The organism is Paenibacillus sp. FSL H8-0104 (assembly GCF_038050215.1).
Lineage (GTDB): Bacteria > Bacillota > Bacilli > Paenibacillales > Paenibacillaceae > Paenibacillus > Paenibacillus amylolyticus.
The window spans coordinates 3,814,988-3,838,769 of sequence record NZ_JBBOTC010000001.1; the positions used below are offsets into that span (position 1 = coordinate 3,814,988).

Annotated in this window: 24 protein-coding genes; 9 read left to right on the plus strand and 15 right to left on the minus strand. The window is 46.0% G+C overall.

Going from position 1 to position 23,782, the window contains the following annotated elements; translation table 11 throughout:
* Nucleotides 1-108: 108 nt before the first annotated feature.
* The 4 genes from NST38_RS16930 to NST38_RS16945 form a co-directional block, all read right to left on the minus strand.
* The gene (locus NST38_RS16930; RefSeq protein ID WP_026081056.1) at nucleotides 109-375 is read right to left on the minus strand and encodes an HPr family phosphocarrier protein; all 267 of its coding nucleotides are present in this window, start codon (nucleotides 373-375) and stop codon (nucleotides 109-111) included.
* A 165-nt stretch (nucleotides 376-540) separates the two neighbouring features.
* A complete protein-coding gene (locus NST38_RS16935; RefSeq protein WP_076250436.1) occupies nucleotides 541-1,608 on the minus strand; it encodes an NAD(P)-dependent alcohol dehydrogenase in 1,068 nt (355 codons plus the stop codon).
* Nucleotides 1,609-1,718: 110 nt separating this feature from the next.
* Nucleotides 1,719-3,866, minus strand: coding sequence for an alpha-glucuronidase family glycosyl hydrolase (locus NST38_RS16940; protein ID WP_076250434.1), 2,148 nt, complete (start codon nucleotides 3,864-3,866; stop codon nucleotides 1,719-1,721).
* Nucleotides 3,863-6,052 (minus strand): glycoside hydrolase family 52 protein, encoded by a 2,190-nt coding sequence (locus NST38_RS16945; protein WP_076250432.1) that lies wholly within the window; start codon nucleotides 6,050-6,052, stop codon nucleotides 3,863-3,865. The genes NST38_RS16940 and NST38_RS16945 overlap by 4 nt, the downstream gene beginning before the upstream one ends.
* 219 nt (nucleotides 6,053-6,271) lie before the next feature.
* Here NST38_RS16945 and NST38_RS16950 point away from each other — a divergent pair, with 219 nt between their 5' ends.
* Entirely contained in the window at nucleotides 6,272-7,183 is a 912-nt protein-coding gene (locus NST38_RS16950) for an AraC family transcriptional regulator (protein WP_076250429.1), read from the plus strand.
* Nucleotides 7,184-7,213: 30 nt separating this feature from the next.
* Here NST38_RS16950 and NST38_RS16955 read toward each other — a convergent pair whose 3' ends face one another.
* Nucleotides 7,214-8,617, minus strand: a complete 1,404-nt coding sequence (locus NST38_RS16955) for an aldehyde dehydrogenase (RefSeq protein WP_074095359.1) — start codon at nucleotides 8,615-8,617, stop codon at nucleotides 7,214-7,216.
* A 90-nt stretch (nucleotides 8,618-8,707) separates the two neighbouring features.
* Nucleotides 8,708-9,010: an ArsR/SmtB family transcription factor gene (locus NST38_RS16960; RefSeq protein ID WP_017688208.1), complete on the minus strand. Its 303-nt coding sequence runs from the start codon at nucleotides 9,008-9,010 to the stop codon at nucleotides 8,708-8,710.
* 272 nt (nucleotides 9,011-9,282) lie between these two features.
* Here NST38_RS16960 and NST38_RS16965 point away from each other — a divergent pair, with 272 nt between their 5' ends.
* The 5 genes from NST38_RS16965 to NST38_RS16985 all read left to right on the plus strand — a co-directional run bounded on the left by NST38_RS16965 (nucleotide 9,283) and on the right by NST38_RS16985 (nucleotide 13,262).
* Entirely contained in the window at nucleotides 9,283-9,960 is a 678-nt protein-coding gene (locus NST38_RS16965; RefSeq protein ID WP_026081054.1) for a GntR family transcriptional regulator, read from the plus strand.
* A 40-nt stretch (nucleotides 9,961-10,000) separates the two neighbouring features.
* Nucleotides 10,001-11,068 (plus strand): mannonate dehydratase, encoded by a 1,068-nt coding sequence (uxuA, locus tag NST38_RS16970; protein WP_017688206.1) that lies wholly within the window; start codon nucleotides 10,001-10,003, stop codon nucleotides 11,066-11,068.
* Nucleotides 11,065-11,928, plus strand: coding sequence for an SDR family oxidoreductase (locus NST38_RS16975; protein WP_076250426.1), 864 nt, complete (start codon nucleotides 11,065-11,067; stop codon nucleotides 11,926-11,928). Before uxuA ends, NST38_RS16975 begins: the two co-directional genes overlap by 4 nt.
* A 207-nt stretch (nucleotides 11,929-12,135) precedes the next feature.
* Nucleotides 12,136-12,864 (plus strand): DUF421 domain-containing protein, encoded by a 729-nt coding sequence (locus NST38_RS16980; protein WP_083684362.1) that lies wholly within the window; start codon nucleotides 12,136-12,138, stop codon nucleotides 12,862-12,864.
* 26 nt (nucleotides 12,865-12,890) lie between these two features.
* Entirely contained in the window at nucleotides 12,891-13,262 is a 372-nt protein-coding gene (locus NST38_RS16985) for a DUF4363 family protein (RefSeq protein WP_076250424.1), read from the plus strand.
* A 116-nt stretch (nucleotides 13,263-13,378) separates the two neighbouring features.
* Here NST38_RS16985 and NST38_RS16990 read toward each other — a convergent pair whose 3' ends face one another.
* From NST38_RS16990 to rpmG, 6 genes are all read right to left on the minus strand, one after another.
* On the minus strand, nucleotides 13,379-14,080 hold the full coding sequence (locus NST38_RS16990) for a M50 family metallopeptidase (RefSeq protein ID WP_076250422.1): 702 nt from the start codon (nucleotides 14,078-14,080) through the stop codon (nucleotides 13,379-13,381).
* A 43-nt stretch (nucleotides 14,081-14,123) separates the two neighbouring features.
* Nucleotides 14,124-14,606, minus strand: a complete 483-nt coding sequence (locus NST38_RS16995; protein WP_076250420.1) for a hypothetical protein — start codon at nucleotides 14,604-14,606, stop codon at nucleotides 14,124-14,126.
* 166 nt (nucleotides 14,607-14,772) lie between these two features.
* The gene (locus NST38_RS17000) at nucleotides 14,773-15,846 is read right to left on the minus strand and encodes a metal ABC transporter substrate-binding protein (RefSeq protein WP_076250417.1); all 1,074 of its coding nucleotides are present in this window, start codon (nucleotides 15,844-15,846) and stop codon (nucleotides 14,773-14,775) included.
* Nucleotides 15,833-16,726 (minus strand): metal ABC transporter permease, encoded by an 894-nt coding sequence (locus NST38_RS17005; protein ID WP_076250414.1) that lies wholly within the window; start codon nucleotides 16,724-16,726, stop codon nucleotides 15,833-15,835. Before NST38_RS17005 ends, NST38_RS17000 begins: the two co-directional genes overlap by 14 nt.
* The gene (locus NST38_RS17010; protein ID WP_076250412.1) at nucleotides 16,672-17,379 is read right to left on the minus strand and encodes a metal ABC transporter ATP-binding protein; all 708 of its coding nucleotides are present in this window, start codon (nucleotides 17,377-17,379) and stop codon (nucleotides 16,672-16,674) included. The genes NST38_RS17005 and NST38_RS17010 overlap by 55 nt, the downstream gene beginning before the upstream one ends.
* 50 nt (nucleotides 17,380-17,429) lie before the next feature.
* The gene (gene rpmG / locus NST38_RS17015) at nucleotides 17,430-17,579 is read right to left on the minus strand and encodes a 50S ribosomal protein L33 (RefSeq protein ID WP_036613813.1); all 150 of its coding nucleotides are present in this window, start codon (nucleotides 17,577-17,579) and stop codon (nucleotides 17,430-17,432) included.
* Nucleotides 17,580-17,748: 169 nt separating this feature from the next.
* Here rpmG and NST38_RS17020 point away from each other — a divergent pair, with 169 nt between their 5' ends.
* Nucleotides 17,749-18,603 carry a stalk domain-containing protein gene (locus NST38_RS17020; protein ID WP_076250410.1) on the plus strand — a complete coding sequence of 285 codons (855 nt, stop codon included), beginning with the start codon at nucleotides 17,749-17,751 and terminating at the stop codon, nucleotides 18,601-18,603.
* A 69-nt stretch (nucleotides 18,604-18,672) separates the two neighbouring features.
* Here NST38_RS17020 and NST38_RS17025 read toward each other — a convergent pair whose 3' ends face one another.
* Nucleotides 18,673-19,872, minus strand: coding sequence for a GTP-binding protein (locus NST38_RS17025; RefSeq protein WP_076250407.1), 1,200 nt, complete (start codon nucleotides 19,870-19,872; stop codon nucleotides 18,673-18,675).
* A gap of 222 nt (nucleotides 19,873-20,094) precedes the next feature.
* Between NST38_RS17025 and NST38_RS17030 the strand changes: the two genes are divergently transcribed.
* Both NST38_RS17030 and NST38_RS17035 read left to right on the plus strand, forming a co-directional pair.
* On the plus strand, nucleotides 20,095-21,129 hold the full coding sequence (locus NST38_RS17030; RefSeq protein ID WP_076250405.1) for a permease: 1,035 nt from the start codon (nucleotides 20,095-20,097) through the stop codon (nucleotides 21,127-21,129).
* A gap of 83 nt (nucleotides 21,130-21,212) precedes the next feature.
* Nucleotides 21,213-22,196, plus strand: coding sequence for a TIGR03943 family putative permease subunit (locus tag NST38_RS17035; RefSeq protein WP_083684359.1), 984 nt, complete (start codon nucleotides 21,213-21,215; stop codon nucleotides 22,194-22,196).
* Nucleotides 22,197-22,277: 81 nt separating this feature from the next.
* Here the strand turns inward: NST38_RS17035 and NST38_RS17040 are convergent, their stop codons facing one another.
* Nucleotides 22,278-23,339, minus strand: a complete 1,062-nt coding sequence (locus NST38_RS17040) for a hypothetical protein (protein WP_341344024.1) — start codon at nucleotides 23,337-23,339, stop codon at nucleotides 22,278-22,280.
* Nucleotides 23,318-23,491 carry a hypothetical protein gene (locus NST38_RS17045; RefSeq protein ID WP_341344025.1) on the minus strand — a complete coding sequence of 58 codons (174 nt, stop codon included), beginning with the start codon at nucleotides 23,489-23,491 and terminating at the stop codon, nucleotides 23,318-23,320. The genes NST38_RS17040 and NST38_RS17045 overlap by 22 nt, the downstream gene beginning before the upstream one ends.
* Between the last annotated feature and the right edge of the window lie 291 nt (nucleotides 23,492-23,782).

Here is a 23,782-nt window from a genome sequence, read left to right on the forward strand (position 1 = left end):
AGAATCAAACTACATTTTATTATACTCTTTTTTTGGACAAAGTACCAGCAGGTTTTGAGGAATAGCTAAAAAAAATATGATATCTGTGATTTTGCACCTAATCAGGTGTCACGCCGTCCCTTTCTCCAGTACATTCAACATGTACTCCAAAGCCTCCAGTTCATCCCTGCCTCTTGTCTGTAATCTGACAACACTACCATATCGAATGGGTAGTAACGCCATTCCAAGCAGGCTTTTGACATCTACACGATGCTCATGCTCAGACTCCATATACGACAAAATAATATCCGAGGAAAAACGCGACGCTTGAGAAGATACCGACATCAAATCATCCCGATGAAAATCAGCGTGTATCATAAATTCATGTACTCTCACAACCTTCAGTTCCTTTCGCTAAGTACTTATTCACCAATATGGTGTGTATCCATTTATATATTAAAATCTTCATGAATTATACCATGTTATGGGAGCTTGACCCATACTTTTTTGCAAAAAAAACAAAAAAAGAGTCCTGAACCGCAGGACTCTTCCAGGTTGTTCTTACATACCATTCGGATATACCATGACCTTCAGACTGCCGCTTTTATTGTGTAATGCACGCTCCATCGCTTGCTGTGTCTCTTCGAGTGAATAACGATCTGTAATCAGGGACATCACGTCATGCTGGCCGGAGCTCAGAAATTCAATTCCTGCCGGATAAGTATTGGCATAACGGAATATGCCATAGATATCAACTTCATTGTCCGCAATAAATGGAACATTGAGTGCGATCTCGTCCTGTGCAGGCAGGCCCACAATCGCAAGTTTGCCTCCACGTCGAAGTGAATACAGAGCAGATTGTAACGCCTTTGGATTCCCCGCTGTTTCCCATGCGGTATCAACACCCACACCACCTGTTAACTCGCGAATCACAGCCAGCGCATCTTCATTCCGCACATTAATGGTATGAGTGGCACCCATGCGGCGAGCTGCTTCCAGCCTAACTTCCTCCAGATCCGTTACAATGATCTTCTCTACACCGAAAGATTTGGCAGCAGCCACAGCCATGAGTCCAACGGGACCCATACCCATAATCGCCAGGGTTGTACCCGGAGCCAACTTGCTGCGGCGTGCAGCGTGAATACCAACAGAGAATGGCTCGTTCATAGCTGCTTCCTCATAAGACAGATGATCCGGGATCGGGAATACCATATCTTCACGTATCACCATGTACTGTACAAATGCCCCATCCACCGGAGGGGTCGCTAGAAATTGTACATCCGGACACAGGTTATAACGACCTTCCTTGCATGCCGAGCAACGTCCGCAAGTCACCCCAGGCTCAATAGCAACTCGATCCCCTGTTTTCAGACGGGATACGTTCGAGCCAACAGCAGCAATGATCCCCGCACACTCATGACCCAGAATGATCGGTTTCTCCACCACAAATCTGCCAATGCGCCCATGTTCAAAATAATGCACATCCGAGCCACATACCCCGACAGCCATTACCTGGATTAACACCTCATCCGCTGCCGGTTGCGGGACGGGTTGTTCCTCAATAATAATGTGTCCTGGCTCTGTCATGATAGCAGCTTTCATGGTCTCGGGCAGTTGATGTTGTCCCATACGGTTCTCCTCCTCATGTATGTCCATGCTGTCTATTGTACATCAAAGAAAACAAGGTATCTTCTTACTTCCTTCCTAATTACCAAGTTCATCTGCATCCGCAATTCCACTCAATAGATAGTTCGACCTTGTTCATCCGCTATGCCGCTCTTGCGATAGAAGTACGTATTGATCATGTCCCGCCATTCCTTGGCATGTTCGGCCTGATTGTCCTGTAATGAAGCAACTTTGCTGAAAATGACTGGGTCGATTTTACCCTCCAGCCCTCTCCATGTCTCGGCTAACGCCTCTGCCTGCGCAACACCTTCAAAGTGTGTATCATAAATATGCTGAATGACCGTTTTACCCGAATGCAGAACATGGGTGTATGGCACGTGATGGAAAAATAAGATCAGCTCATCCGGACAGGTGTCTACGGACTCATAACGATCAGCATTCTCAGGGTGATACTGTGACGTGTATCCTGTACCGCTGTTCACGGTTCGATCTACACCAATGCCATGACAATCGGCAAAGTGATACGTTCCCCATTTGGAATACTCGTATCCATCTACATTCGGCCCGTAATGATGTTCCGGGTTAACCATCCAGCCCACACCGAGAGGCGCCGTATAATTCTCATAGATATCTAGTGAAGTCAAAAGCATGCCCGTAACTTGCCGCACAACTTCGTCTTCATGTCCAAAAGTGAGTCTCACCCACTCATCGGCAATCTCTTCCGCGGACAGCTCCGGGTTCCACGCAAGTCTTCCATATCCATATAGATTCGCCTGCGCGAGTGGATGTCCTGTCCAACAGGCATCTGCACCAATATTGGATACTGCGGCGAAGCCACTGTATGGTCGTTTATACAGAGAACCGTCCGCGATTCGCTTGATCTCTGAACCTTCGCCTTTGGCGTATGTGTCAAAGTCCAATACTTCTTTCCACTGGGGAACCAGATAACAGAGATGACGTTGTTGCCCCGTATACTCCTGTGTGATCTGAAATTCAATCACCTGATTTGTATTTTCCATGGCGCCGAACAGCGGGGATACTGCCTCTCTCACCTGAAAGTCCATCGGCCCGTTTTTGATTTGCAAAATGACATTTTCGGCAAAACGCCCGTCCAGCGGCTTAAAGTGGTCATAGGCTGCACGTGCACGGTCAGTGGAACGATCCCGCCAGTCCTGCTTGCAGTTATAGACAAAGCAACGCCAGATGACCAATCCACCGAATGGCCGAAGGGCTTCAGCCAGCATGTTCGCACCATCGGCATGATCACGGTTATACGTGAACGGTCCCGGACGATTCTCGGAGTCTGCCTTGATCAGGTAACCGCCAAAATCCGGAATCGCTGCGTACACCTTGGCCGTTTGAATGTTCCACCATTCCCGTACCTGCGCATCCAGCGGATCAGCCGTACGTAATCCACCAATCTCAATTGGACTTGCGTAGTTGGCGCTAAGGAACAGTCGAATACCATACGCTCTGAATTCAGCGGCAACCTTCGCCACATCACTAAGATAACGTTCCGTCAGAAACAGACTCTCACGGCGGTGTACATTGACGTTGTTGATCGATATGGCATTGATTCCCGTGGAAGCGAGCAAACGTGCGTAATCCCGGATGCGTCCCAAGTCCAGCGTGAATTCCCCGTTATCATAGAAAATGGATTCTCCTGCGTACCCACGCTCAATGCTGCCGTCCACGTTATCCCACTGATTAATCATCCGTAGCGCATTGGTTGGCTGCTCTGTAATGAAGCTCCACTTACTCACAGCGTCATCCGCCTTACTTGCAATTCCTTGATCCATTGTCAGTTCCCGAAGCAGATGGAATGCACCATACAACACACCTTGAGGAGTCTCTGAACCAATGACCAGTACACCCTCGGTCTCGTTCTCACGAATGATGTACCCTTCTCCTTGAACAGTTGAACGCTCTGTCTCACTGAACGACCCAGCCACGGAATCGCTCCCTGTCCAAGTGCCGATTCGTATTGCGGGAGCGGAAGCGAGATTGTCCCGTTCATTTTCCTGAGCATCAGACAGATGACTGACCGACGGTTTCACGCCATATAACCTCTCCAGTCCCCGTGAAAGTTCGGTCAGAGCTGTTGTGATCACTCCATGGTTCTCTTCCGCCAGTATAAGTTTGCTCCATGCAGGAGCCGTCTTTTTGGTAAACTCATTCGCTCTTGGCAATTCAGAGTGATACCCCAGCCACGCATCGTACTGTGGACCCGACAAAGCAGATTGAACGACGGATTGGCTCATTGTACCGCCTCCTTGCTGGCATAGATCTGCCCAAGGTGATTCCCTTTTCCTTCGAGTAGCCATAGGATCGACGTTACACCACGCGGATAGTACTTGCTGCCAACTGCCACACCAGACAGGATCTGATCACTCCAGCACCAGTAGGATTCCTCCGGATGCAGCAGCCAGTTGACATGAGCCGCGTCTGCAGCCTTGCCTGTCTCATTCCATTCCACACCCAGCAGCTCTCTAGCGATAAACTGGGACAAATAGATTTTGCTCAGCCACGAGTTATTGCTTGTTGAGGACAGTTTCCAGCCTCCATCTTCGAACAGACATGTTCCCGGTACAAGAACCGTCTTCAGATGAGTTTGGAGTGCTTTCAGATAAGGTCCAAAGCGACCATTGACATCCAGTGCTGCTTCACAGCCTGTAAAGTACGGGAACACCAAACCTTCAATCGCCGGAATGATTCGAGAATCATTATTTTCTGCAATAACAGCTGGAATGTAGCCGCCATCAGTCAACTGTGCAGCAATACTGGCAGCGCAGCGATCCGCTTGAAGCCCTGCTTGATGGGACAGATCGGCCAACTTCTCAGTTGCGAACAGCTTCTCCAATGCAACATAGACCGCCCAACATTTACCCGCCAGATAGATATTATTGCGAGACTGACCAAGTGACACATCCAGGCTGTCGTAAGTTGTAATTTCCGCTCCACCTTGGGTACGGCTGCTATCCAGACCCATCAGACCGTTACGCTGCTCTGCGTCGGGATGGTCCCGATTAAGCATGCTTTCGAAGCAATCTTGGATAACAGGCAAGATGTTTTTCACAAAAGCTTGATCCTGTGTCTGTTCAATGTATACTGTCGCGCAGCAGAGCCAGTTCACCAGCTCCTCGTGGCTCATCTGTGAGAAACAGTCGTCAATGCCAACCAGCTCATATGCCGAGTGTCCAGGGCGTGAGAACACATTGGCAACACCAATATCATGGGTAAAGGTGATTCCGCCCGGATATAACTTCTCTTCCCCCGGGAAACGAACCTGATCCGTATAACTGTATCGTTTCACAAACCACTCCAGCTCATTACGCACCGTCCATGGATTCAAGGCAAGCTCGAAGTACAACTGATCAGCCGTCAGATCAAGTGTGTTCATCATCCGATACTCCCCTTCGTTCACCACCCAGAGTGGCTCACCATCGGCATCCAGCAGTTGAGTACTGGCATAATAGCTGTGAATGGAATGAGCAAGCATGAATGATTGATCTTCGGTCAAAGCAGTCGATCCAAGGCGCTGTTCAACCTCTCCACAGGATGCAGTCAACTCACTGAAGCGTTGAAGTGCATACTCTCCTGCTGCCTGAATATCGGAGAAGTACCGCGTATACCAATACGTTGTGTCCATTCCGGTCGTCACAATGCCCCCGCGATAGAAACATACTGCGAATTGATACGTACGTTTCTCTCCAGCCGGAACCTCCATCAGTAGTGCAGCGGTTGAGCCAAGTCCAAATGCCAGATTCTCCCGATGTTTCTCCTGCAACAGTTTCTCCAACGTAAATCCGCGTGCGGGCCACAGTCCGTCATCTGCTGACATAATCGCTGTAAGTCGACCTTGTCCCACACCTGTGATGGAGCCACCTTCCGGTCCTCCAATCAGACGCATCGCAGAGTACGGATCATTGCCCTGATAGCCAAAGTAGGCTTTGCGGGATTGTTGACCTTCCGTATTGTCAATCGTCATCTCAACCAATACGGCAGGTACGAGTGCATCCATTAATTCTTCACGATCCCCATTCGTTGGATCAGGTACTGGACGTACAGGCGAGTAGATACGGAACGTCAGATCTCCAGCAGTCCACGTATCCGTACCTGAGGTAAATTCACGGGTAATATCTTCATCGCGAAAAGCCGTAATAAGAGGTTGTGGAACTTTGGTCGCTGTTGTCGACGCAGTGTCCCCATTCTCCAACTTCTCTACATCATAGCGGCTGCTCTCATCCTCGGAAGCTTCATAAAAAGGAAGCGCCTGATAATGGTCGCCATCGCGAGATTGTAATCCAATATATACATTCTGGTCAGCCGGCTTGCCGAGTTCAAGACCCAGCCCGCCTTTGGCTCCTTTGTAACCCAGTGTAAAACTCGCAAAAGCACCAATCGGTGCGTGATGTGCATTATAAAAGATGGATTTGGACGTATTCATGAATCATAACCCCTCTCAGAATGGTTGCATACGTTTTCATTAGCCCCATCCTAACACGTGGTTCCACCTCCGACCATGATCAAATCAATCGGATATTTACCCAAATCAAGCTGATAGACTATAATAGATTAAAGCGGTTACACAAAAAAATTCCATTAGATATACGTGCGTAATCAAAATCACATTTTTTGAACAACCTCATATGAAGGGGGATCTTCCATGTCTTCAACGTATTTGCCTCCTACTTTGGGAGAAAGTGTCCATGAAGTTTTTTATCCAGATGTACAAACAACGGTCAATCTGTTTGCCATTCATTTACGAAGTGTGGGTATGGACTGGGATTATCCGGCACATGAGCACCCTCAATATGAATTGAATTATGTCACGGAAGGCGAGCAACGCATGATGGTGAATGGTACCCTATACATTCAAAAGGCTGGCGAACTGCTCCTGATTCCTCCGGGAAGCATTCATTCCAGCCAGAGCCATAACGGCAAGGGATTCACGTATTTTTGCATGCATTTTGACATTGATGATCAGTTGTTCCTATCGTTGCTGGCGCGCATCAAACAAGTGCGATTTAGTAGCGATAGTCCGGTTACACAGCAGATTGAGCCGGTTCTGCGCAAATTGATGTCATCTGCGGATGATGAAACAGCAAATACGATGGTACAGCGTATGCAGCTGCAATCTGCGGTATTTGAACTATTTGGCCATCTGTGGGAGGCGGTCTCGAAAGAGGCAGCTCACTGGTTTACCGACGGACACGAGAAGATCGAACTCGCCCACCAGATTCGTAATCGGTTGCAAGGCCTGATGAGTCAGCAATTCAAACAGGGACACGAGTCCAACGGTCACTATGGCATTGATGATATTGCAGCAGAGCTGGGCATCAGTTCTTCTCACTGTAATCGCGTGTTCAAGCAGGTGTTTGGTCAGTCTCCACGTGCTGTATTATCCCAGTTGGTTTTGCATGAAGCGAAGCTTCTTCTGGGCAATCCGAAGCTGTCCGTTCAAAATATTGCCGTCATGCTTGGTTATAAGGATATTGCCCATTTCAGTCGTCAATTCAAGCGCTGGTCCGGCATGTCACCCTCCCGTTACCGACAGGAACAGCCTGCTCTGGAATAGGTCCAGTAGCAGGCTGTTTGTCTTTCTTATTTATTTCAACAAACGCTTAATCAGCTTCAGCTTGTTATCATACGGTGGATACAGAATCGGCAGATTCAATTTGGTGCTTTTTTTCAGTACACTTTTGAGATGAGAGAAGGTTTCGAAGCTGTACTGCCCATGATACGAGCCAACACCAGAATGACCAACACCGCCAAACGGCAGACGTGGATTCGCTACATGCGTGATGGTATCGTTAATGCAGCCGCCTCCAAAAGAAACTTCGCGCAGCACTTTGTCCTGAACCCGGGTGTCGGAAGTGAACAGATACAAGGCGAGTGGTTTCGGCCGCTTTACGATTTCTACAATGGCTTCATCCAGGTTACGATAACTAATGATCGGCAGAATCGGTCCAAAAATCTCATCTTCCATCGTTGCTGCATCCCAGGACTCCGCATCAATCAGTGTAGGTTCAATGAAGCGATCTTCCTCATCCGAAGCTCCCCCATATATCACTTTGGCCTGATCCCGCTCAATCAAAGTCGTCAGACGTTTAAAATGTCCCTTGTTCACGATTCGCCCATAGTCCTTGTTGTGCTGGATATCCGAACCAAAGAAAGACACGATTGCTGCCTTCATCTCTGTAATTAACGGTTCCTTCACGCGCTCATGCACAAGTAAATAATCGGGTGCGATACAGGTCTGTCCTGTATTGAGCAGTTTGCCCCATATAATGCGCTCAGCTGCTACTTTGATATCCGCCTGTTCATCAACGATGACCGGACTTTTGCCTCCCAGTTCTAACGTAACGGGAACGAGATTTTTGGCAGCTGCCTCCATCACAATCTTACCAACCGGTACACTGCCTGTAAAAAAGATATAGTCGAATGGCGCGTTAATCAGCGCTGTTGTTGTATCTTTTGCACCATCGAGCACTTGTACGTATGCCGGTTCGAACACACTCGCAATCATTTCACGTACAACAGCGGACACCGCAGGTGTATTCTCTGACGCTTTGAGCACGGCTGTGTTACCTGCTGCAATAGCACCTACCAATGGTTCGATTAAGAGTTGAAAAGGATAATTAAACGGTCCGATAATCAGAACCGCCCCGTAGGGTTCGGGTATGATATAACTTTTCGAACCAAGGAGTGCCATTTGCGTTTTCACTTTAACGGGTTTCACCCATTTATTGACTTTACGAATGGTGTGTGTGATGCTATCCATCATAAATCCGATCTCGGTTGTGTAGGATTCAAACTCACTTTTGCCCAAATCCTGATAGAGAGCTTCTGTCAGTCTGGATTCGTACTTTTGAATGGCCTGCTTCAGTTGGGTCAGACGGGCAATTCGAGCTTCTGCCGATCTTGTGGCCCCGGAACGAAAGAACTGTCGTTGCTGCTCTAAAATCTGTTCAACTTCCTGACTGGTTACTTCCTGTATAGTCGTTGTCATATATACATACTCCTCTATTCATTATTGATCAAGCGTTTAAACTTACGAACCTATAAGGCACATGCAAAAGCATGTTTTATCACGATTAATCTACAGACACTCTTCTTCCAAAGCAGCTACCAGTTCCTTCAGCAGTTCCACCGATGCATTCAATGAAGCCGAATAATAACGCTGTGTGCCCTTCTGTTCCACAGATATAAGCCCTTTCTCTAACAACAGCTTGAGATGATGAGATATGGCTGGCCGGGATAGGCTGGATTGTTCGGTAATTTCATTCACCGTCATTCTGCCCTTCTCGGTGAGTGTCAGCAAAATGGATTGACGATGGTTGTCACTTAACACCTGAAATAACGGAATACAGGTTTGAAAAACGCTAATTGCTTTTTGTCCCATGGTTTCACCTCTATACTATTTCTTCTTCATTGTTTCTACGTCTATTTTATCTGTTTGATGTCTGTTGGTTTAAACATTCGAACCTAATGACTGAATTGTACTCTTTAATCACTTGAACTGCAAGTGAACCATCAACTAAATTTAATATAATGCTTATAAAGCGCTTCCATACTACCATACAAGTATGGTAGTATGTCATTGAAGGAGTTGAAGTTGTGGAATATACCCCAAAGTTATCATCCAAAGCCGGTTTGTTGCCTGTTGCGAGCAATATGTCTTCCATGAATAATAAGCAATCTTACTCAACGCGAGATGTCGTTTACTTCACGCTGAAACAACTCATTTTGAGTTTGAAAATGCCTCCGGGAACAGCTATTTCTGAGAAGGAAATTTCGCTGGAGTTCCAGGTAAGCCGGACACCTGTTCGAGAAAGTTTTGTAAGACTTGCACAGGAAGGTCTGCTGGAAGTGTATCCACAGCGTGGCACATACGTCTCTCTGATTCAGGTCGATCTCGTTGAGGAAGCACGGTTCATGCGTGAACAGCTCGAACGAGCCGTAATCAGGCTCGCCTGCGAGAACTTTCCGAACGAACAGATGGTCGCTCTTGAACAGAACCTTGCGTGGCAACAGGAATGCAGGGTCAAACCGGATGATGAACGAATGTTCCAATTGGATGAGGAATTCCATAGCACTCTTTTTGCAGGCTGCAACAAAAGCAACACCTGGACTGTTATCCAGCAGATGAATGTACATTTGAATCGAAGTCGCATGTTACGCCTGTCCTCGGACCACCAGTGGGATCACCTGATTGAACAGCACCGGTCTATGGTCAAGGCCATTCAGCAGCATGATGCCGACACAGCAGAGCGACTGATGCAGGAACACTTGCATTTAACTGTCACCGATTTGGCTGTCCTGCAGGATACATATCCGTCCTATTTTCAATGACTGAATTTTTCTTCCTACTATTCATGATGAGGTGAACGTGATGAGAATGGTTTTTCGCTGGTTCGGCGAAGGCAATGATACGGTAACGCTGGATCATATCCGGCAGATTCCGGGTGTTGAAGGTATTGTGTGGGCACTGCACGATGTTCCTGCTGGCGAGGAATGGCCAATGGACAAAATACTCGCTGTCAAAACAGCAGCAGACAAGGCCGGGTTACATCTGGATGTCGTTGAGAGTGTGAACATCCATGAGGATATCAAGTTGGGCCTGCCATCAAGGGATAAATACATTGCGAACTATATTAAAACAATGGAGAAACTGGCTCAAGTTGGTGTGAAGGTCATCTGTTACAACTTTATGCCGATCTTCGACTGGCTTCGCACGGATATGCACAAGGAAATGGAGGATGGCTCAACTGCCCTCTTCTATGAGCACAGTAAACTTGCAGATATAGAACCTCTAGAACTCGTTCGACGCATTACGGAAAACTCCGCACTCACCATGCCAGGTTGGGAACCGGAACGATTGCAGTATTTAACAGGTCTGTTCGAAGCCTACAAGGATGTAACCGAGGATCATATGTGGGAGCACGCACGTTATTTCCTGCAAGAGATTATGCCTACAGCCGAACGGCTGGGGATTCGAATGGCCATCCATCCAGATGACCCGCCATGGCCAATCTTTGGATTACCAAAGATTATTACAAGTCAGGAGAATGTTCGGAAATATTTGAATCTTTATGATAGCCCTTACAACAGCGTGACACTATGCAGTGGCTCTTTGGGAGCGAATGCTGATAATGACATTATCGGGATGATACACGAGTTCAAGGATCGGATTCCATTTGCCCACATTCGTAATGTCAAAATCTACGAAAACGGCGACTTTATTGAAACGTCACACCGCAGTCAAGATGGAAGCGTCGATATTGCGGGGGTTGTTGAGGCTTATCATGATATCGGTTATGAAGGTTATGCAAGACCCGACCATGGTCGTCACCTCTGGGGAGAACAGTGCCGACCTGGTTATGGACTCTATGACCGGGCTTTGGGGATCATGTATCTCTGGGGCGTCTGGGATTCCCTGCAAAGGAGGGCAAAAGCATGAGTGAACACCAATATGAACGCTCATCTCGTCTTGAAGGCAGAACAGCTGTAATCACCGGAGGTGCTGGAGTATTATGCCGCTCCATGGCGGAAGAACTCGCTCGGCACGGTGCAAGTGTAGCCATCCTGAACCGCACGGTGTCCAAGGGACAGGAAGTTGTATCTGCGATAGAAGCTGCCGGTGGCAAAGCGATTGCTATTGCCTGTGACGTAACCCAGGCCGATAGTGTGCAAGCAGCGGCAGATGCGGTGCTGGAACAGCTCGGACCATGTGATATTCTGATCAATGGCGCGGGTGGCAATAACGCCAGTGCCAACACCACGAATGAAATTTTCAGATTGGAAGATCTGGAAAAGAACGATGTCACTACATTTTTCGATGTAAGTGTAGAGGGATTTCGTCAGGTGATGGATTTGAATTTTGTCGGTTCTCTCATCCCTACTCAGATCTTTGCAAAACATATGATAGAGCGCGATGTTCCCGCTACTGTCATAAACATTTCTTCCATGAGCGCCCCATCGCCCATGACGAAAGTTCCTGCGTATAGCGCTGCGAAGGCAGCCATTAACAACTTCACGCAGTGGCTCGCCGTTCATCTGGCCGAATCCGGAATTCGTGTCAACGCTATTGCACCCGGATTTTTCCTGACTGAGCAAAACCGTAATCTATTACTGCAACCAGACGGCTCACCAACGGAACGTTCCAGTAAAATTATTGCTCATACACCCATGCGCCGCTTTGGCAAACCGGAAGACCTGCTTGGCACATTGATGTGGCTTGCGGATGAAAGACAATCCGGCTTTGTCACTGGCACAGTCATTCCGGTAGATGGCGGATTTATGGCGTATTCCGGTGTATAAGGATTAACGTGTAAATGAATCAGTTCAACTAATATAGAGAATTTATAGAGACCGAAGCTTGGGATACATACCCAGGTTTCGGTTTTTTGCGTTCAAGCATAAGATCCTCCAGCATAGGAAAAGCTTGTTATAATACCTGTTCGAAAGCAAACTTTTTAAACAACCTCTTAATACAGCTACGGTGAAATAAAGGAAGGTGATACATACATGATGGAAGAAACATGGGTTGTTGCTGTACGGTCTATTATTGCCTTTCTGACCCTGATCATCTATACAAGGGTACTAGGAAAGCAGCAGATGGGTAACTTGACGTATTTTGATTACATTAACGGCATTACAATTGGTTCCATTGCGGGTACGTTTGCAACCGATCTTTCGTCCAAGGCGTGGATTCATTTTGTGGCCTTGACCATTTTCACAATCATTACGATCATCTTTCAGTACATTACACTGAAGAATCGAACCATCTCTAAACTAATGGACTCTGACCCCACATTGATCATCCAAAACGGTAAAATTCTTGAACAGAACCTGAGTAAAATGCGAGTCAAATTTGATGAATTGACCATGATGCTGCGGCAAAAGGATGTATTTGATATTACGACTTTGGATTATGCGATTCTGGAGCCGGATGGTAGCCTCTCGGTTGTTTTGAAACCTGAGAATCAGCCTGTAACCGCCAAAGATATGCATATGCACCCGCCCAAGAGCAAGCTGATGACCGAGATTATCATTGATGGCCTGCTGATTAAGCAAAATCTGGAGGAAAGAAACAAAGATATCAACTGGCTCAGCGAGCAGCTTAAGAAACAAAAGATCACGATACAGGATATTGCTTTTGCCGCCATACTGCCCAATGACAAATTGTATGTTGATCTGTTCAAGGATAAAATCACCGAAAAAATCGATATGGGCGATTATGAGGGGCCTTTCTAAACTCTTCACATCAAGGAGGCGGTTGAATGAAAACGCGTTTCTGGCTGTTATATGTGCTTCCGATCTTCCTCATTCTTGTGTTCGTTGCAATTATGGCTAGCGGATCCTTTCTCAAAAAGCCCTTTGGCACCGATGATCGCTTGCTTGAATCTATACAAACGTTAGAGAAACAGGTTGAGAGCAAAAAATGGACTGAAGCCAAGTCTCAAGTTGATTACGCAATGAAGGCCTGGGATAAAGTCGTTAACCGCATTCAGTTCAGTGTGGAACGTGAAACGATATATGATATTCTGGGCACGCTTGCTCGGATCAAGGGCGGCGTTGCGGCAGAGGATGATAAGGCGATTATGGAAGAGATTTATTACTTTTATGTGTTATGGGATAATCTTGGAGATTAGGTTCAATAATCTTTATTATCAGACTTTAATATCAGATGTAAGTCCAAAAAGAAAAGGCACTTTCCTTTCATAAAGAAAAGAAGTGCCTTCTTTGCTTTTATATAACTTTATATCCGTTACGCTCTTCGTAATCCCCGAGACCGTGACGATCGCGAAGTACCTTCTTTGCGGAAAAAGAGACTGAGTGCTCCCTTGGCACACCATAGTGCAAACAAAGCAAACAGCGTTCCCCAGAATAGCGCCGGAAGGAATGTCTGCTGAGCGAGATTCGCCGCATCCCCTGCCCGTGAAGGTTGAGTCCAGGACATCAGTCCAACGTATACCGCACTAACAACCGACTCTTCCAGCGTAAGAAACGCCAGTAACAGATAATAGAACTTCACGATCTTGGCGCCAAAAATCATAATGACAACGTTCAGTACGATGAACCCGGTCAGCCATAACATGCCGAACTCCCCTCTTACATATAACAGGAGCGACACCAGAGCGACAGCCGTCATAATACCAAGTCCCCACATGTGCAAGCCTTTGCGGTATAAGTAAAACAACAGTAAGGCGAACAGAGATGCACTGATATATCCCGCCAGAGAAACCAGGATCGATCTGCCTGGCGTCAGCATGGAAGAGTAAGTTACACCACTATGATCAGCGTATAATTCAATGCGCAGCACTTTGCCGGACAATACCAGTGTCATTAGTGCATGACCGAATTCGTGAATCATCGTATCCAGGTTACGGAACAAGGACGAAAATGGGATGAATCGTGTAAGAAAGACGGAGCCTAGTAGAAAAAGTATCGTTTTGACCCACTTATTCAATCGTGTTAAACCTCCCTTACCTTCAAGTAAACAAGCCTATTCTTTATACTACGCTTTTTTCACTCGATTCGTTTCGGCTTCCGAACTGTAAGGCACAGTGCTCCATCCACCAGCAGAAGCTCCGATTGTGTCCAATGAAAAAAGAAGATAGATCATAGCGGCCCTTTTCGGCCTCTAGCGTAACGAGCAGTCGATTCCGCATCCGACGGAGAGCATAGTGCACGAATTGATCTGCAACCTCACTTTGTATCAGGGTAACATAAGCATAAAGGGAATGATCGACAGGTTCATCAAGCGGACTCACCCCTGCACATGAAAATTCCGTCCTCACGCCCGCACTCTGAAGTATGGACAATGTCTTCACAAGCTCGGCATCAACTTCAACACCGTTCCAAATCTCTGTTTTCTTCGCGGATACCGTATGTTTATCACGTTCCGTCCAGTGCATCAGCTCCAGCTTACGCCGTCTCCACAGATGGGCAGGCTGTTCACTTAACAGCAATTCATGTTCCTCATTTAAATTCATGCAATGCGTCCTCCTGTTCTCCTCGATCCGGTCACCTTATTCAACAAAGCAGAGAGCACATCACTGTGCTCTCTGCTTTGCAAAAAGGCAAAGGAATGGCGGTCCATTCCTCAGCATGTTGTATTATTGTACCTTTTTCGGTGAGAGGCATCAAATCGATCTTTTATTATTCGTTCAGCGCCAGTTTCAGAGCCTCCAAATTTTGTCTCATCACGCTAATGTAGTCCATTCCCGCCGCAATTTCTTCCTCGGTGAGTCCCTCTATCGGGTTCAGTACAGCCGTTTTGGCCCCCACTTCACTTGCGATCGTCTCAGACACTTTGGATGAAACCAGTGTTTCGAAGAAAATCGTTTTCACCTGATGCTCTTTCGCAAAATCAATGACAGATGCCATCTGTGCTGCCGAAGGTTCTTGCTCAGGAGACAATCCTGCGATGGGCACCTGTTGCAATCCATATTCCTTGGCAAGGTAGCCAAATGCAGCGTGTTGTGTGATGAAATCTTTGCGTTTGCTATCCGTCACAGCCGCCTTGAAGTCCTGATCCAGTGACTCCAGTTGAGCAATGTAAGCATCTGCATTCTGCTTGAACTGTTCAGCATGTTCCGGGGCAGCCTGCGCCAAACCAGCTTCAATATTGCGCACTTCCTTTACAGCCAATGCAGGTGACAGCCACACATGGGGATCGAGTCCACCATGATCATGTACATGTCCTTCTTCTGCCTCGGCGTCATGATCATGATCGTGTTGTTCTTCAGCAGTTGCTTCATCTGCATGATCGTGGTCATGTTCTGTTGCCTCTGAATCTTCATGATGGTGATCATGCTCTCCACCTTCAAGAAGGTTGATGCCCTTGCTTGCTTCCGCTTGAATGAGTGAAGTGTTACTCAGACTTCCGGTGACCTGATCAATCCATGATTCCATACCGGCACCGTTGTATACAAGCACATCCGCTTTCTCAATGCTGGCAATGTCCTGTGGTGTAGGCTCCCAATCATGGGGCTCCATTCCTGCTGGAACGAGTGTATGCACATCGGCCAGATCACCTGCCACGTTTTTGGTGAACTCATACATCGGGTAGAAACTGACCTGCACGTTTAATTTTGCTGCTTCACTCTCGACTGGAACGGAAGTGCCCGTCGAAGCTGTATTTGTATCAGAAGCGGATTTTTGTCCGCAGCCTGCGACGATAAGTGTAAGACTAAACAACAATCCGAGCGTAGCTTTTTTACTGAATTTCATGTGATGTATTCCTCCTAGAATGGTTGACCAGAATGACGTGCTGTGATTTCGTTTCTTTACGGTGACGCTTGCGGTTGTATCGTGCAATCAGCTTTTGCGCTGATATTCCAGTCAATAGGAAGACCAACAGGATGAGAGCAATCGTTCCTCCCGGTGGTGTATTTAGATGGTAAGATGTTGTCAGTCCGCTAAAAATACCGATTACCCCCGTGATTACCGCGACGATCATCGCTGCTGTAAAACTGCGAGACACTCTTAGTGCCAAGGCAGCAGGCAATACAATAAGAGCAGAAACCAGCAACACACCAACGATGGGCATGGCTGAAGCTACAGTCATTCCTGTCAGAATGGCAAATGCAAACGATAAACCTCTCACCTGAACGCCTCCAATGGAAGCTGTCTCTTCATCAAACGTAAAGCTATAGAGCGGTCTTCGGAGTAAGATGAAAAAAAGTAAACCAATGACACATACTCCCGCCATCATCCACAACTGCATATCGCTAACCGCGACAATAGATCCAAATAAGTATGAGCTGAAGGTCTTGGACAGATTGGTTTTGAGACTCATCAATACCACAGCAAGAGCCAGCCCCGAAGTCATGATGATCGCCACAGGTACCTCGCTGTAGGTTCGGTAACTTCGCCGCAGTTGTTCAACCAGTAAGGCACCGATAATTGCAACGGCGAATCCGCAGATCACCGGGTTAAGATTCATGACTGAACCGAGCGCCACCCCTGCGAGTGAGACATGGGATAACGTGTCTGCCATTAGGACCTGCCTCCTGAGCATCAGATAAACCCCGAGAATTGGAGCGATGACTCCAATCAGTCCACCTGCCCAGAAGGCACGTTGCATGAATTCGTACTCAAACACTGCCATTCCTCACTTTCTTGCCGCTCCAGAGTAATCGTACGATCCAATCGATTCCCCATCTCTTCCAGTCCGTGAGTAACCATAATAATCGTTAACCCATGAACATCAGCATAGTGGCGCATCAGATTGTAAAATCCTTCACGGCTGTGGCGGTCCATTCCCGTTGTTGGCTCATCCAGTACCAGAACTTGCGGTTGCCCAGCCATAGCTCTGGCAATACAGATCCGCTGCTTCTGTCCACCAGACAGCTCACCGACGCGTGTATTCCGATATTCCCACATGCCAACTTCCCGCAAACTGCGTTCAACGATGGCATCCTGCTCTGCTGTGAATCTGCGGAATAATCCCAGCCTGGTGTAACACCCGGACCGGACCAGTTCATTCACCGTACTGGGAAATCCACTATTAAACGATGCCACCTGCTGGGGCACATAACCGATATTGGACTTGTTCCCACGTTTCAACTGCGGACTCATATGTATCGTGCCGCTCCAGGGCTTCAATAGCCCCAGCAGCAGCTTTAACAGGGTTGTTTTGGCAGAACCATTGGGACCTGTGATGCCTATGAACTCTCCCACATGGATATCCAGCGACAGTTGATCAATGACCGGCTCTTTGCCATATCCAAATACAACATCATGCATGGAGGATAGTATCATGCCTTTCCCTCTTTTCGTAAATATTACGATTTAAAAATAACAAAAAAATTTTATCTGGTTTCCCGGTGGATCGTCATTTTCTTCAAACGTGGGGAGTACTTCTTCATCTCAAGTCTCTCTGGATGGTTACGTTTGTTCTTGGTTGTTGTATAGTTGCGGTCCCCGCACTCGGTGCAGGCTAAAGTTACAATGACTCTCATGGTTGTTGCCTCCTCTTATTTAATCGTAATTATTACTATTTAATGATATTAGTCTATGGCTTTTCTTTTGTCAACTCTATATCTGTTACAGTAAAATTTTGTATGCACAATATAATTTCATATGATATACTGCTTTGGTAGCATTATACTTTACCTACGGAGGAACTAGATGAAGATCAAAAAATCAACTTTTATTGGGTCATTGGTAGCATGCAGTTTGGCTTTCGGTGCCCTGGGTGTAGCAGCTTCAAACGGAATTCAAGATATTGAAGCAGCACTCGACAGCAATATTAGCTTTAAAGTAAACGGTCTGTCTTGGACACCCAAGAATGAAGCTGGAGACAAACTGAATGCACTGGTATATGACGGTGATGTATACTTGCCTGTAAATACCACAGCAGAAGCACTCGGAGCCAACGTATCTCTGAATGTTAGCAACAAAGTTGTAAGTATCACTAATTCAGGTAACAGTAAGTCTAGTAGTTCAAGTAATAACAGCAGTACAGGTACCAAAGGTTCTGAAGATTCAAGTAAACCAAGTAGTTCAAGTAACTCAAGCACTTCTGGCTCAATCAAGATGACTGGAACTGACGCTCAGATGATAGTCAAATTGCAGAAAGAATCTTTAACATTGATCAAAATGTATGGTAAAGCACTTAAAACAGGTAGCACTAGTGAATTTGATAAATACATAGATGCTAAAGTTATTGAAAATCCCGAGATCGACATTTTTGATCTGGGTAAGCAATCCCAGAAAGATAAATTTAAGACTACAGTCAAAGGTATCATTGCAGCAAATGATAAAAAAACGCTGACTAAATATGCAGATCAGTTGATTAATGTGAAATCAGCTGATTTTAAAGTGATTGCAATGGATGATAAAACCAAAACAAGACACAGTTACAAAGCCATTTATTATCCACAAGGATGGACGGGTTCCTATGGAGTGTACCTTACCTTTGTGTTTAGTCCGCAAAAAAGTGGCAACGGTGATTTTTATCTTGGCGATTTGTACTTTAGCTAAAGTCATTAATGCAATATAATCATTGATCTTCAGGGGCATTATTGCACTTGAAGATCTTTTCTTTTCACTTCAACTCCACGCTGGAAAAGGATCTTTCAGTTCACGCCAGTTCATCAACATCTCCTCCTCTGTAAGAAGGGTCTCATCCAATGTACGTTCGATCTCCGCCCGGTTCATATCGATGCCGATAAATACTAATTTGGTTACCCGGTCATCCCACTCATCATCCCAGTCCGGTATGCTTGGCAGCGTGTCGCCAAAATGAAGTTGCCTTTCCTCCTCACTCATCGCACCTACCCATATTCCTGCTGGCGCAAGCTGCTTCGATGTGCCTGCATGACTGAAAGAGATCGCCATATGGTTTCTTGTCGCCAGCCACATCAGACCTTTGGATCGCACGATGTTATCTGGCCATTTCGCAATCCAACGCAGTAAGCGTTCCGGGTGGAATGGACGTTTACGATGATAGACAAATGAATGAATTCCATATTCTTCAGTCTCCGGCGTATGTTCCTCTTTCATTAATTCGCGGATCCAACCCGCGGACTGGCTTGCTTTTTCAAAATCAAAACGTCCCGTATTCAATATCTCTCTCGGATCAATCTGCCCATGTGTTGTTCGAATGAGCTTGGCTTCCGGCTGCATGGCGTGTAGTGCCTTCTCAAGCTTCGTCAGTTCTTCCTCCGATACCAGATCACACTTGTTCAGAATCAGCACATCACAGAATTCCACCTGATCCGTCAGCAGATGAACGATTCCGCGAACATCGTCCTCCCCCGCTTCCTGTCCACGATCCTTCAGTGTTTCTTTGGAATAAAAATCACGCCAGAACTGGGCAGCATCAACAACCGTAACCATCGTGTCGAGACGGGTGAATTTCGTCAAATCAATGCCGAGTTCCTCGTCGATATACGTAAACGTCTGCGCAACAGGTACCGGCTCACCAATCCCAGTGGATTCAATCAATATGTAGTCAAAAGAACCATCTAGCGCCAGCCGCTCGACTTCTTTCAGCAGATCCTCCCGCAATGTGCAGCAGATGCAACCATTGGACATCTCTACAAGCTTCTCATCAATGCGCGATAATCCTCCACCATCTCGTATTAAACCCGCATCGATATTAACCTCACTGAGATCATTGACGATGACAGCAACACGCATCCCCTCACGGTTATGAAGCACATGATTGAGAAGTGTCGTTTTGCCTGCACCCAAATATCCACTCAGTACGGTTACTGGAACCCGCTGTTGAACCTGTTGATCTGACATTTCTGCTTCCTCCACTCTGTTTAAGTTGTAATTTTAATCGTAATTATTACTATTAAATAAGATCAATCCGAACTATACGCAGTTTTCTTTTAGTTGTCAACTCTAATATGATGAAGAATCTTGATTAATCGTAAAAATGTTGATTAGAACATAGGAATGATGTATGTTGCTGCACGTACAAGCATATATTTTAGCAAAGTCCTAGTTGTGGAGGTCTGTTTCATGAAAATGGCAGCCAATTTGAAGCTCCTGTCCTTCCTGATCCCTTGTGCATTTCTTGTTCCCGTGTTGATCACAATGGCTCCAGACCTGAAGGAAGCATGGAACAGTGAAGCTTTGCAAAATATGAAAACCGTATTCATAGGTATTTTCCTTGAAGCCGCACCTTTTCTGCTCATGGGTGTACTATTGTCCTCGCTCATGCAGTGGTTCGTATCCGAAGAAATGGTCCGCAAACTCACACCCAAGAATCCGATCGGCGGTGTGCTGGTTGCAGGACTACTCGGTATTATTTTTCCCATCTGCGAATGTGGCATGATCCCGGTAGTAAGACGGTTGATGCACAAAGGCATGCCAGCCTATATCGCAGTGACATTCATCTTGAGTGGTCCCGTAGTCAATCCCATCGTATTTACCGCAACCTTGCTCGCCTTTCCCTCCCATCCTGAGATTACCATTGCCCGCATGGGACTGGCCTTTGCTGTAGCAGCTTCCATAGGCATGCTTGTGTATGTGTTTGTTCGTCGAATTCCCCTTCGGATGCCAAAAGTCGCAGCGACAGAGGTTAAGACGCATCCTGGTTTTAAAATGGCGCAACCTCACGCGCACGCAAATGCACATGATCACAACCATGTGAAAAACTGGCGCAGCTTCTTCATTCACGCCGGAGACGAATTTGTCGATATGAGCAAATATCTGGTGATCGGTGCCTTGATTACAGCCTGCATCCAGACATTCATTAGCCGCAGCGATCTGATCTCACTTGGTAATGGTCCTGTTGCCTCCTATGTGTTCATGATGGGATTTGCTTATGTACTGTCTCTCTGCTCCACTTCTGATGCTTTTGTGGCTTCTGCGTTCTCACATACATTTGCACTGGGGCCGCTGGTATCCTTCCTTGTGCTTGGTCCAATGCTGGATTTCAAAAGCACCCTGATGCTGCTCTCCACCTTCCGTACCCGGTTTGTTATTGGTCTAAGTCTAGCCATTATTACGCTTGTCTTCGCCGGCTCGTGGTTGATTAACCTGCTGGTATAAAGGTTGAGCAACATACTTCATGACCTGAATGGTTAATCCCATGAACTTTCATACTGACTATGAATAGAGATGAGGTGATGATTATGAACCACACTATCTATACAATGAACAAACCTCCTGTTCCAAGGTCACACGTCATCCAATGGCATAACCTGATCCGTGCAGGCTGGATCGGCGGGGTGGCAGTGTACATTATTCACTTGAATTCAAGTGATTCGCTTCATTATTATCTGGCACCCACGATGCAAAAACTGCTGCTATGCTGTCCTGTTCCCTTATTGTTTATTGCTGTTATCATGGCCTGGCATGGACTGTTCAGTAGTAACGAGGTTCATTGCGATTGTGAACATCCACCTCCTTCCGGTTTCCTACGCAGCTCGTTGGTATATGGTCTGATTGCCATACCCTTATTGCTGGGGTTTCTGTTACCTGACCGGGCTCTCGGCAGCTCCATGGCTAGCCAAAAAGGCATGTCTCTCACCTATGCCCCTCCCGAGATTCGTCGCAAAGAACCCTTACCGGATCCTATAACGCAATTAACTGTACAAGATCTCACACAACAAACAACGGCTGTTCAGTCTGCATCAGCTACCAAAGTACAATTCGTCCCTCCAGATGAGTACAGCCGCGAATTCGCTGAGTTGGCAGAGATATTGTATGTTGAGCCCGTCATTAAAGTTTATCCCGAGATTTTCTCTGAAACACTCGGGACAATCGACATGTTCCAGCGACAATTTGCAGGAAAAGATATCTCGTTAACCGGGTTTGTCTACCGTGACAAAAGCATGGATCATGAATCACATTTTGCACTGGGACGATTTCTCGTCATGTGCTGCCCCGCTGATGCGGCCCCCTTCGGTGTAATGATTCACATGCCCGACGCGGATAGCTTTCCTACAGACAGTTGGGTACAAATCGATGGCAGCATAGGCTCTGCACAGGTGAACGGTAAGGATACGATTGAGATTCGGGCCACAAAGGTGACACCTGTATCTGAGCCATCCACGCCTTATATTTATACCAACGCGGATTCGGTGATGGCGTATGATAAGCTTAATAACAATTAAGAAGAACTGATAGGCTATAAGAAACCTAAAATAATGAAACAAAAAAACACACTATACATTTCATAGTGTGTTTTCAAGTCTTTATTTGGTGAAGCTTCCCAACCACTCATTCCAAACTTGCTTGTTGGATGGTTTGCCGGAATCATTTAATTTCATATACTCCAGTAGCTGGTCCAGGTTATTCGAATGATTAATTCGGTATTCTTGTATGAATTGCACCATGGCTTTATATACAATAAGATCAAGCGGTGAATAAGTAGGCGTGTCATTGTAACTTCCCTCTCCATTACCATTCCCACCTCCATTAACCGGTTCTTCTGGAGGTGCCTGAGTTACGGAATCCGCCTTTGTAAACGTGCCTGTGTCTCCAATATATGTAGGATAACTAATGGCGATTTCTCCTGTTAAACTGTTTCCGACCCGACCAATGTTTGGTTTTTCGAGAGTTGTTATTACACCTTGGTTATTAACGATTCCTTTAAGGGCGGGAAGGGTTAGTCTCGTTGGGAATTCTTCAGGGAAGGCTAACGGTTCATAACGCGTGTAAGGATGCTGATGCAATCCAAAACGAGGCTGTACCGTTTGATATGTAGGCTTGATACCTAACTCCTTCACCGCTTCGCGATAAGCCACAAGCGCGTTGGGAAACTTCTTTTTTAATAATGGGCTGTCACTCGGAATTGTATAAGGTTCATTAAAATTTATATTTATTGCTCCATGATAATCTATCTGAACTCCTCTAAGGAAAATATCTTTACCAAACGCATTTTTTATGAATCCTAAGTCTCGATAAAACCCTGTATCAGCCATTCTGGCATCAGCAATTGAATTCATAATAACCGAATTAATTGTAGCAACTGTATCTATTTTATTGTTTGAAGCATTAATCAGGGCTCCTGCACCGAAGTATTCATTCCATTTTTTCACCAAATAAATCTGCGCATCTGAGGACCATTGTAGACTGTACTTTCTATTGGTACCCCATAAATCGCCGTACCCCTGAATGGAGGACGTAATTTCTAATTTTGTAGATGTATCTGCATCTTGCCATGCCTGTTGTCCAAATTGATGAACTTGCTCCATAATAACGGGATCAATACTTGTTGCATTTCCCGCTGCTGCTAGGAGTGCTGTCCCCCCCATTGCATGATTGCTCCCGCTTCCAGTTCACCATAAGCAAAGTTTGAATTGGCTGCCTCTGCTTTAAATTGAACTGTCGCTACAAACAATAAAATGAAAACGTTCAACACAATAAATGTTCTTCTAAATAATGTTTTCTGAAAATTCCTAAACAACTTAAATTCCTCCTAAAGTATGTACTTGCTTAAAAACCTAACATTTTATCCTTTTTAACGAGTGGAATTTAGCTTTCTTGAGATGCCTCGTATCTCAAAAGAGCTATTATTGATGATCATTATATTAACCTGATTCCTACCCTCCTCAAAAGGAAAAATATAACTTAAATATTATCTCAAATATTGAAGTAAGAGTAAATATAATCTCACAAAATATAAGGTTCATATCTAATATTTCGTATATAAAAAAGCCCCAAAGCGATGGATTACATCGCTTCGAGGCTTTCATGT